At 35.4% G+C, this 10234-nt stretch carries 12 protein-coding genes and 1 pseudogene; 4 read left to right on the top strand and 9 right to left on the bottom strand.

Annotated elements, in window-relative coordinates:
• Nucleotides 1-117: 117 nt before the first annotated feature.
• The gene (locus tag A194_RS0111240) at nucleotides 118-1245 is read left to right on the top strand and encodes an MFS transporter (RefSeq protein ID WP_017186943.1); all 1128 of its coding nucleotides are present in this window, start codon (nucleotides 118-120) and stop codon (nucleotides 1243-1245) included.
• Nucleotides 1246-1281: 36 nt separating this feature from the next.
• Here A194_RS0111240 and A194_RS18240 read toward each other — a convergent pair.
• From A194_RS18240 to A194_RS0111220, 4 genes and pseudogenes are all read right to left on the bottom strand, one after another.
• A pseudogene (locus A194_RS18240) lies at nucleotides 1282-2081 on the bottom strand (YihY/virulence factor BrkB family protein).
• A gap of 39 nt (nucleotides 2082-2120) precedes the next feature.
• Nucleotides 2121-2387 (bottom strand): hypothetical protein, encoded by a 267-nt coding sequence (locus A194_RS0111230; RefSeq protein ID WP_017186941.1) that lies wholly within the window; start codon nucleotides 2385-2387, stop codon nucleotides 2121-2123.
• Nucleotides 2388-2403: 16 nt separating this feature from the next.
• Complete coding sequence (locus A194_RS0111225) at nucleotides 2404-2874, bottom strand: low molecular weight protein-tyrosine-phosphatase (protein ID WP_017186940.1); 471 nt, start codon at nucleotides 2872-2874, stop codon at nucleotides 2404-2406.
• A 66-nt stretch (nucleotides 2875-2940) separates the two neighbouring features.
• Nucleotides 2941-3681, bottom strand: a complete 741-nt coding sequence (locus A194_RS0111220; protein ID WP_017186939.1) for a lysophospholipid acyltransferase family protein — start codon at nucleotides 3679-3681, stop codon at nucleotides 2941-2943.
• Nucleotides 3682-3882: 201 nt separating this feature from the next.
• Here A194_RS0111220 and A194_RS0111215 point away from each other — a divergent pair, with 201 nt between their 5' ends.
• Nucleotides 3883-4710: an HAD family hydrolase gene (locus A194_RS0111215; protein WP_017186938.1), complete on the top strand. Its 828-nt coding sequence runs from the start codon at nucleotides 3883-3885 to the stop codon at nucleotides 4708-4710.
• A 101-nt stretch (nucleotides 4711-4811) separates the two neighbouring features.
• Here A194_RS0111215 and A194_RS0111210 read toward each other — a convergent pair whose 3' ends face one another.
• Together A194_RS0111210 and A194_RS0111205 are read right to left on the bottom strand one after the other, a co-directional pair.
• Nucleotides 4812-5285 (bottom strand): hypothetical protein, encoded by a 474-nt coding sequence (locus A194_RS0111210; RefSeq protein WP_017186937.1) that lies wholly within the window; start codon nucleotides 5283-5285, stop codon nucleotides 4812-4814.
• A 1-nt stretch (nucleotide 5286) separates the two neighbouring features.
• Nucleotides 5287-6009 carry a YkgJ family cysteine cluster protein gene (locus tag A194_RS0111205; RefSeq protein WP_017186936.1) on the bottom strand — a complete coding sequence of 241 codons (723 nt, stop codon included), beginning with the start codon at nucleotides 6007-6009 and terminating at the stop codon, nucleotides 5287-5289.
• A 202-nt stretch (nucleotides 6010-6211) separates the two neighbouring features.
• Between A194_RS0111205 and A194_RS19825 the strand changes: the two genes are divergently transcribed.
• Nucleotides 6212-6343, top strand: a complete 132-nt coding sequence (locus tag A194_RS19825) for a YflJ family protein (protein WP_017186935.1) — start codon at nucleotides 6212-6214, stop codon at nucleotides 6341-6343.
• A 136-nt stretch (nucleotides 6344-6479) separates the two neighbouring features.
• Nucleotides 6480-7487: a rod-share determining protein MreBH gene (gene mreBH / locus A194_RS0111195; protein WP_017186934.1), complete on the top strand. Its 1008-nt coding sequence runs from the start codon at nucleotides 6480-6482 to the stop codon at nucleotides 7485-7487.
• A gap of 41 nt (nucleotides 7488-7528) precedes the next feature.
• Here mreBH and A194_RS0111190 read toward each other — a convergent pair whose 3' ends face one another.
• From A194_RS0111190 to A194_RS0111180, 3 genes are read right to left on the bottom strand one after another with little or no spacing between them, the layout of a single operon-like run.
• Complete coding sequence (locus A194_RS0111190; RefSeq protein ID WP_017186933.1) at nucleotides 7529-8440, bottom strand: DMT family transporter; 912 nt, start codon at nucleotides 8438-8440, stop codon at nucleotides 7529-7531.
• A gap of 50 nt (nucleotides 8441-8490) precedes the next feature.
• Nucleotides 8491-9264, bottom strand: coding sequence for an ABC transporter permease (locus A194_RS0111185; protein WP_017186932.1), 774 nt, complete (start codon nucleotides 9262-9264; stop codon nucleotides 8491-8493).
• Nucleotides 9242-10222 carry an ABC transporter ATP-binding protein gene (locus A194_RS0111180; RefSeq protein WP_029425204.1) on the bottom strand — a complete coding sequence of 327 codons (981 nt, stop codon included), beginning with the start codon at nucleotides 10220-10222 and terminating at the stop codon, nucleotides 9242-9244. Before A194_RS0111180 ends, A194_RS0111185 begins: the two co-directional genes overlap by 23 nt.
• Between the last annotated feature and the right edge of the window lie 12 nt (nucleotides 10223-10234).

Here is a 10234-nt window from a genome sequence, read left to right as displayed (position 1 = left end):
CCTTTTATATTATTATATTAGATTTATTTTAACACGAAATTACGATACAATAACACCATCTTAACTAGAATTGGAGGGAGTATTATCGTTCAAGCACGCGGAAGGTTTACAATCTTAGTGGCCCTTGTTGGCATTTCAGGCTTTTCACAAGGCATGCTCCTTCCTTTAATTGCCGTCTTATTAGAAGAACAAGGTGTCTCAAGTACAATAAATGGGTTACATGCAACTGCACTATACATAGGGATTTTAATTGTATCTCCTTTTTTAGAACCACCTTTACGAAAATATGGTTATAAGCCAATCATATTATTTGGTGGCGTCATTGTCTTTTCTTCACTTTTCTTTTTTACTTTATGGGAGTCGATTTGGTTTTGGTTCATTTTACGTCTTTTAATAGGCATTGGAGATAACATTCTTCATTTCGGCACGCAAACTTGGATCACAACGACAACGCCTGAATTTAAAAGAGGTCGCTCAGTTGCTATTTATGGATTGTCATTCGGTCTTGGTTTCACTGTCGGTCCATTAATGACACCATTAGCCGAAATTAATCAAGCTTTACCATTTATTTTAAGTTCAGTTCTTTGTCTACTCGTTTGGTCTTTAATCTTCTTTGTTAGAAATGACTTTCCTGTTTTTGAAGAAGAAGTACAAGTTACAACGACAAAGACGACGACTCGTTTTAAAGGAGCTTTTAAATATTCTTGGATTGCTCTTCTTGCTCCATTCACATACGGTTTTCTAGAAACTGCTTTACATAGTAACTTTCCAGTTTACGCTATGAGACTAGGTCATGAAGTTACGATGATTTCATTTATCATCCCGTTTTTTGCTGCAGGTAGCCTAATTTCGCAAATTCCATTAGGGATGTTAAGTGACAGAGTTGGACGCCATAAAGTACTGATCTTTGTATTGTTAGGTGGTACATTCACTTTTTGGATTGCTACATTTTTCGAACAATCAATCATAGGATTAATGGTCACGTTTGCAATCGCTGGAATGCTTGTTGGTTCTCTTTACTCTTTAGGGGTTTCATTTATGACTGACTTACTGCCTAAATCTCTCCTTCCAGCGGGTAACATATTGTGTGGTGTCATGTTCAGTTTAGGAAGTATAGCTGGACCATTATTTGGTGGTACTTTTATTGACCTATTCCCTAACGTTTCATTTTTCTATATTATTATTGTATTTATATCAGCCGTTTTAATATTAATGATTTTAAAAAGACCTAAGCCTATTAACTAAAAAAGAACTAGAGAGACATATCGCTCTCTAGTTCTTTTACTTTGAAATTAACCGACCTTTATATTTGTGAAGAATTGCGTTTATTTCACCGCCAATAATAATCATCATTCCAGATAAGAATAACCAAATCATGAGTACAATGACACCAGCTAAACTTCCGTAAGTAGCTGAATATTGCCCGAAGTTCTCTACATAAAAAGCAAAACCAATCGATAACACTTGCCATCCAATTGTCGCAATTGCAGCTCCAGGGATGCATGGGCAAACTTAATTTTTTTACTCGGTGCAGCGATATACAATACAGTTAAAACAAAAATCATGACAAACGCAGAGACAATCCATCGCATGGACTCCCATATTGCAAGGAATTCATCTGTAACACCGAAGAACGAAAAGAAAAACTCTCCAAGTAATCGTCCGAAGACAGGAAGTACTAAAGCAACAGCAATCACTAACACCATTAGAACTGTTAATGCAATTGCTAAACCACGTGTTACAAAAAATGGTCGTTCTTCGTTAATATCATATGCGCGATTAAATGCTCGAATTAACCCATTTACACCAATTGAGGCAGCCCATATCGTACCAATTAAACCGAGAGATAATAACCCTCCGTTACGCTGCGCCATTAGATGGTCAATGTTATCTCGAACAAGCCCCATTGTATCAGGTGGAAAATAGTCATCCACTAACCGAAAAACTTGGTTTTCATTAATTGGTAAAAAGCCAACTAACGTTAACAAGAAAATCATAAATGGGAGTAATGATAGTAGAAAGAAATAGGCTAAGCTGGCTGATAAAGCTGGTACTTCGTCAGCAGAGAAGCGATGAAACAACTCTTTCCAAAACGCTTCTCAAATATCACAAATACTCACCTACTGATCGAGTTTTTTCGTTTTCTCATTCATCTTCTTTTCAATTTGGTCTAATTGATAAATGAATTGATCAACACCTGACATGACGTCATTTAATTTAACTCGTAGTTGGTGAACTGACTGAGAAGGATGTTGATAAATGTACTTCACTTGATCAACTGCCTGTTTTGACTGACCCAAGACATGCTGTCGTTCCTCACGTTTAAATAGTGTTATTAAAAAGCCGAATAACGCACCAAACACTATCCCTTTTTGCCATAAGCGCATTTTATTACCTCCAGTTTTAGAGATCTTTTTCACTCCTAATATCATCAAGTAAATATTTACTAGCCGTTGATACTAGGTCATATGTTTCATCAAAGTTCCCTGTGAAATAAGGGTCTGGTACATTCTTGACTGTTGAATTAGGCATAAAATCTAATAGCTTTTTTACAACAGCTTGATGTCCATCAACTTCGATTTGGCGTATATTTCTAATATTATCATCATCCATCGCTATAATATAATCAAAATGCACAAAATCGTCTTCATTTATTTGTCTAGCCGTTAAGCCATTACCATTGATTCCATTTTCTTTTAATTGATCTATTGTTCCTTGATGAGGGGATGAGCCAATATGATAATCGCCCGTACCTGCTGAATCAACTACAAACTGTCCTTCTAAACCTTTTTGGCTAACTAAATCTTGAAAAACCGCTTCTGCCATAGGAGAACGGCAAATATTGCCTAAACATACAAATAAAACTTTGACCATTATTAATCACCTTCACATTGTTATTCGCACTTATTAACTATATCCTTTTTTAAGCTAGCTTAAACACTATGCAAGCTGCTCTTCTTCTTTGTACGTAACACCTTCAAGTCGGTCTAACTCTAATTGAATTCTTTTTTGAGTTTCATCAGATAACTCCTGCAAACTCATGCTCTCGTACTCCTCAGGCATAATTGGTTCACAAATCGTTAAATAAAACGTTCCAGGTGTAATTCGATTATTGTTCGCTTCCATAGACTTATATGTTCCGTTAATCATAACAGGTAAAACAGGGACATTTGATTTCTTCGCTAATGAGAAACTACCTGATTTAAACTCCCCCATCTTACTGCTTTTTGTCCTCGTCCCTTCTGGAAAAATAGCTAAATTATAACCTTGCTCTAACATTTTAATGCCTTGTTTAAACGTTTCGACTGACTGCCTTCGATTATTACGGTCTAAAAATAAGCAACCCATATAATCCATCCATGGCTTTGCAACAGGAATACGACTTAACTCAATTTTAGCAATAAACCCAAAAGGCTTCTTGAAATAACCTAATAACGTAAAAATATCAAAATTACCTTGATGATTGCTCACGATTAAAAAAGATCCTTCTGGAATATTCTCTTCCCCAGTTACGATCACTTCTGAACCTGACCTTTTTACAACTTGTTTCCCGAAGTATTTCGGCACTTGGTGAATCGTTTCTTGTTGCTCGAATGTCGTCGTTTTCTTTACTTGTTTTAATTTTCTTGATGCATAAAATAAAAAACTAATGGCGTAGGTGAATGTCCATACCGTTCGCATGCTGACTTCCTTTCGCTTGTTGATTTCATGTATATTTTACACGAAACTGGCGAAAAATAGTAGTTTTATATCACTAGTTTCTTAATGAAAAAATACAACTATGGTAAAATAACTTTAACTAAAACTTGAGCGTCAAACTAAGAATTCACACTTTTTTTGAGCTCATATTAGAGAGAATAGGGAAAAGGAAGGGTGGAAGGTATGGACAAACAGTTTTTAGAGCAACATGACTTAGTAATCTTTGATTTAGACGGAACTTTATATGAGGGAACAGAACATTTCAAGTTACATACTGAAAATTTAAAAGCAAATCTATCTTCTGACGAGCAGCAACAGTTTGACGAACATTATAACAACATTTTAGCAGGTAATCATCCTGTTCAAATCGGGAAAATTTATGATGGCATACATGATCTTATCTGGACTTGGGACCCCTTTACAGAACAATTAACTGAGGCAAGGGATTGGAATAATCAAGTTGTCAAAATTGATGATGCACCAAATAAAATTAAAGCAAGTGACTTCGACTTTGTTAATTGGGTACCAATTGGCGACGGTTGGTGGCCACCATATGCGATCGCAAGGCACTTTGGAATTACAGTTGATACGATTCAAGCTTCTTATAACAAGACGAAAGAACAAATGGCTGAACTTGATGGTTTCTTAAACCAAACAGCTGGACTAAAAGAATATCTAGAATCGATTTATCAAGACCATACGTTAATCGTCTGTACCAATAGTGATGAAGAAGACGCAAAGCGTTTGCTTGAATTTCTTGAACTAGACAAATACTTCGTAGAATTGATTTCCTGGGCTCGCAAACCAGTCTATACGAAACAACATTTTGAAGATGTTTTGAACCGTTATAATATAAATCCAGAGCGTGTACTTTCTGTTGGTGATAACTTTATGAATGAAATTGCGCCTGCTTTACAGTTAGGTATGTCAGCGATGTGGTTGACAGATGCAAAAGTAAAACCAGTTGATGACGACCGTCTCGTATTAGTTGAAACACTGAGTGATCAATAAAAGAGGTGCAGGCAGAACTGGTTAATACACAGACCCCGAACGAAATCATATTTTGACTTCGTTCGGGGTTATCTTTTAGCTCTGCTCCATCAAAGCCTATTTCACTCTTCGAACGGCTTTAGTTCTATCTCATTTTGACTAAGCCATCCTTCCAATATTTCCACTGGATTGGAATCATCCCTAAGCTCATAACGATTACCATTCATTTGAACACCATCTTCTCCTAAACGAATAATAAAACTATTATGGCTCGTATAGCCCTCATTCACTTCAGTCGTAGTATACACATGAATATGATATAAAATATCGTCTAAATAATAATCAGTTGACTCCTTTAATTCAATTCGGCTCAAGTTGTTAAATAAATCATCAATTTCCTTCTCTATTTGTTCTGAACCGGACTCTCTTGTTGGATAAGACGAATATGAATCAACCGTTACATACTCGATATTAGTCTCACCCTGTAAACTTTCTGCCATTGCTTCATCAAACGTTTGATACTTTTGCAATTCACTAAAAATGAAAAATAATAATAAACCGACAATGACTGAAATAAAAGCAATTCTTTTAAACACCTTACTCCTCCCTTTGAATCCACTCTTTTAGAAAGGCTGGCAAATAGTTATACTCAAACAAATCTTCTGGGTATTTAACCGTCTCATCTTCATGTGCTACCTCTTGAGCAATTTCGTTTAAGTTCCCCATATAATCTTCGTATAAAAACTCAAAACTTACTGTTTCTTCTGGTACTAAATGATCTTCACAAAATTTCGGATCCATATAATTAACATAAGTTCGGCAAGGTAATGGACGAGATTCATATGCCATACAAGTATTTGTTTCAGTATTTAAAAGTGGACATGGTAATTGTGCTTTCATATAATCTAATTTTACATCCTCGTTTTGAAAATCTAATGTTGTGCAATATTCTACGTTTCCTTTGTTTACTTCAAAATACTCTTTTAGATGTGCCTTTATACTTTGTCTTCGCTTTTCATTCATTGATTCAATCGACCGAATAATCATTTTAGCTTCAAGTCTTGTAATGATAATAGGGAAATAACAACAAAATGCACACCCCATCTGACATGTAGGGGTCATCCCCATATGGCCATCCATTTGTTTCATTTCATTAGAAACTTCATCGAGCAACTGATGGTACCCTTCTATTAAACGATCTATTGGTTCTTCTTCTTTTAAAACACATTCTGCAACTTCTACAAATTTTTCTTCATTTAGCTCATACGTCCCGAGCCTTTCTAACCGTTGTTTCACCTCTTCAAGGGGCTTATATGACATAGTCAAAACCTTTCTATAATTAATTGTTTTCTTTTTATAAATCAAATGTTATGATTACTTTTGGAGTTAACTGTACTTCATTATATCTAATTCATCAATAAAATTCCTAATAAATTCTATGCTTTACTCTTTTTTGTGTAAAGGTTTGATGGTAAAATATCTTTTGCATACTTTTTAGGGTAAAACTAAAGGAGGGCTATTCATGTACGTAGGTACTAAAGGTTGGTACGTATCTGAGCTAAAGAAAATCGGCATTAACAATTACGAAGGTCGTAAAATAGAGAAATATGATGCATCGACTCTTGCTAACTTATTAGAAAGTAAGCAAAAATAACCAGTATTATTACAGAGGTTAAAGCCTCTGTAATTTTTTTGTCAAAAATTCTTAACGTCAATAGTTCAAAAATCGTGATAAACTTACGAATTGTATAGATAATATAAACAGACACAAAAGATATGGGGGCATCTCAATGTTTGCAAATGCAGAAATTGGAATAGACTTAGGTACTGCAAACTTATTAATATATAGTAAAAGTAAAGGCGTCGTATTTAATGAGCCTTCTGTAGTTGCAGTTGATTCGAAATCAGGAAATGTACTAGCAGTTGGTCATGAGGCTAAAGAAATGATCGGTAAGACCCCTGCTAATATTACTTCGATCCGTCCATTAAAAGACGGTGTTATCGCAGATTATGAAGTAACAGCACAAATGTTAAGTGAAATGTTGAAGAAAGTTAGCAAGCGTGTCGGTGTTTCCATGCGTAAACCTAATGTCATTATTTGTGCGCCAACAGGATCTACATCTGTAGAGCGCCGTGCAATTGAAAATGCTGTTAAAGAATATGGTGCTAAACATGTTCACATTATTGAAGAGCCATTAGCTGCAGCAATTGGTGCTGGCTTGCCAGTTGATGAGCCTGTCTCAAACGTTGTAGTCGATATCGGTGGTGGAACTAGTGAAGTAGCTATCATTTCATTCGGTGGTGTCGTGTCAGCTCAATCCGTACGAGTTGGTGGTGACCACGTTGATGCAGCAATTATTCAATATGTTCGTAAAAACTACAACGTACTAATTGGTGAACGTACTGCTGAAACAATAAAAATGGAAATCGGTTATGCTTTAGTCGACCATGAACCTGTTATTATTGAAGTGCGTGGACGCGACTTAGTTGCAGGTTTACCAAAAACGATTACACTGGACTCTAAAGAGATCCAAGAAGCGATTCGTGAGCCATTAGAAAACATTTTAGAAGCGATTAAATCAACATTAGAAAATTGTCCACCAGAACTAAGTGGTGATATCGTAGACCAAGGTATTACAGTTACAGGTGGTGGTGCACTACTAAAAGGAATGTCTGAATGGCTTTCTAGTGAAGTAGACGTACCAGTTCACATTGCAGAAAATCCACTTGAGTGTGTAGCAATCGGTACTGGAAAGTCACTTCAAATGATTCATAAACTTCAAAAAGCATCAAAATAAAAATTAAGGTGACCTATTTTTGAGGTCACCTTTTTCTATTATCAAGCTATATGTTTTCTAAAGTATTTTATATTACTTAAGTTCATGTTGACTAATAACACACCTACAATAACTAACAAACCACCCAATACATGTGCCAACAATAACGTCTCATTTAAAAATAATACCGCTCCTATGGTTGTGAATACTGGTAATAAGTTTAAAAACACACTTGAAAGTGATGGCCCAATATCAGCAACTGCTAAATTCCATAGCATTAAGGCAATAAAAGACGGAAAAATCCCTAAATAAATAAGTCCTAACCAATGATTTATATCAGTTTGAACAAATGGATAGCCAACAAAATACCATTCGACTAACATCATCGGTAATAAAAAGACTACACCTATACTTAACATCGCGACTATACTACTATAAATTGGGAACTTATGATTATGCTGCTTGACTAGCAGTGAGTAAACAGCCCACACTATAATGGCTAACAGCATGATTAAGTCACCTGGATTAAATTGCATTGATAGCAACATGTTGATCGAACCGTTTGATAACACCCACACAGCTCCGACAAAAGATAACCCTATCCCGAATAACTGCCTCTTATTCAAGCGTTCTTTTAGAATAAAAAAGCCTAAAATAACAGCAAACATTGGTGTTGAGGCTTCAACAATTCCAGCATTAATTGCTGATGTATAATTTAACGCTAAATAAACTAATACGTTAAAAGTAACGATTCCTGTTAAAGCAAATCCAAATAATGGCTTCCAATTTTCAATCAAAACATGATTCTGCCATTTCAACTGCTTCCACGCAAAAGGAATAACTATTAATAAAGCTATAAGACAGCGGAAGAAAGTGATTGTAATTGGTGGCAAATCACTAATTGCCTTACCAACTAGTAAGTTCCCAGAAAAGATGATCACTGTAATTATTAAGAATACGTAAGAACGTACCATTTCTTCACCACCCTTACGCTATCTTAGCATGAATTAACATTTATACAAGGTTAATAGTTTCCGATTAAACCTTTCGTCATAGCGACTTTTTCACATTTTAAATAGACTAACACTCCAATGATTAAATACACTAAAGAGTTTACGATTAAAATTGACAAATCAGCAGCTGTGAAATGACTCCATGTATAACCATGAATCATGACTTCACGCACCATATCGAACCCTTTTACAAATGGTGCTAAGACTAAAAATGGCGCTATAGATAACGGCACAAACGCTAACCCCATTAAAATGAATTGAAGTATTTGTAAAAACGCACTCATCTGTTTAAAGATCACGGTCATACCTGCAATCATAAACCCAATTCCTATAATGCCAATGATCGTTAAAAATAATAGCGGAACCACAATGTGCGGTTGCAAATTTAACCACTGATTCGCTGTTAACATCGTCGTTAGAAGTAGCAGTATGACAATGACACTATTAATAAGTAAATAACCAATAAACCTCGCTAACAAGATCCTCCAAACACCGTAAGGCGACATGTATAATTGCTCTAGAGTACCTCTTGTTGCTTCAAGAGTAATCGTAAAACCAATGTTCGATAACGTCATCATCGTTAAAAACCAAAATACCATATTGACGATCCCGTATTGAATATTAGTCTCAGCATGTTGAGGATCTCCAATGACATTAATCCCGAAAAACATCGCTAGAAATATAATATAAAACGTCAAGAACATAGCTATCGTATTAGGTAAGTAACGTTTTAATTCAATAAATTCCATTCTCGCATTGGCACTAATTAGATGAACTAACGACATACTCATTTTCCTCCCTACTAATCAAGTTCATAAACACTTGTTCAAAATCAATCGTCGTCCGATCAATTTTCTCAATTTTAGTTGATGCACTTTTTAAAATGTCCATTAAGTAGTAAATGTCACCGTCTTTTTCTAGTGTCACTTCTAACTTTTGATTACTATATCTATAGATTGGAAAATGAGTTTCAATTTGTTTCAGCTGCTGATCGTTTAACTCTTCGCCTAACGATAAACAGTATGCCTTTGTCTCAAACAAGTCAATTAAATTATCTACCTTTTCATTAGTAATAACTTTGCCATGGTTAAAAATGACTGTTCTCTCACACAAGTCCTGAACGACAGGCATATCATGTGAACTTATAATAATCGTCTTGTTTTCTTTTTTTACGATTTCCTTTAGTAGCTCTCGAATTTCATAACCTGTTTCCACATCGATCCCTAAAGTTGGTTCATCTAAAAGTATAACTTCAGTATTAGCAAGTAGTGCTACAGCTATTGCCAACTTTTGTTGCATCCCTCTTGATAAACTACTTACCAACTCGTTTTCTTTATGTTTTAAGTTAAATTGATTTAATAAGTGATCAATTCTTGTTTGCACATCCTTCCTTCTAGCTCCTCTATTACCTGCGAAATATTCAAGGTTCTCCCTTACTGTTAAACGCCAATAAAGGTTTCGATTACCTTCTAATACAGCACTAATATGATTTAAGGCTTTAAGACGAGACTTCTCTACATTAGTACCTTTTATTTGTACACTCCCTTCATCTGGTTTTAACAGCCCACACATGCACTTAATTGTTGTCGTTTTACCTGCCCCATTTGGACCTAATAAACCTAAAATCTCCCCTTCATAAACATCAAAGGTTACACCTTCGATCGCTTTTACAATCTCCTTAGTTTTTCGTTTTTGATATAACTTAGATAAACCATTAACTTGAACTACACGTTTTTGTTCCATTGAATCCCCCTC

This window comes from Alkalibacillus haloalkaliphilus C5, assembly GCF_000269905.1.
Taxonomy (GTDB): Bacteria; Bacillota; Bacilli; order Bacillales; family Alkalibacillaceae; genus Alkalibacillus; species Alkalibacillus haloalkaliphilus_A.
This window is presented reverse-complemented; position numbering and strand designations above follow the sequence as displayed.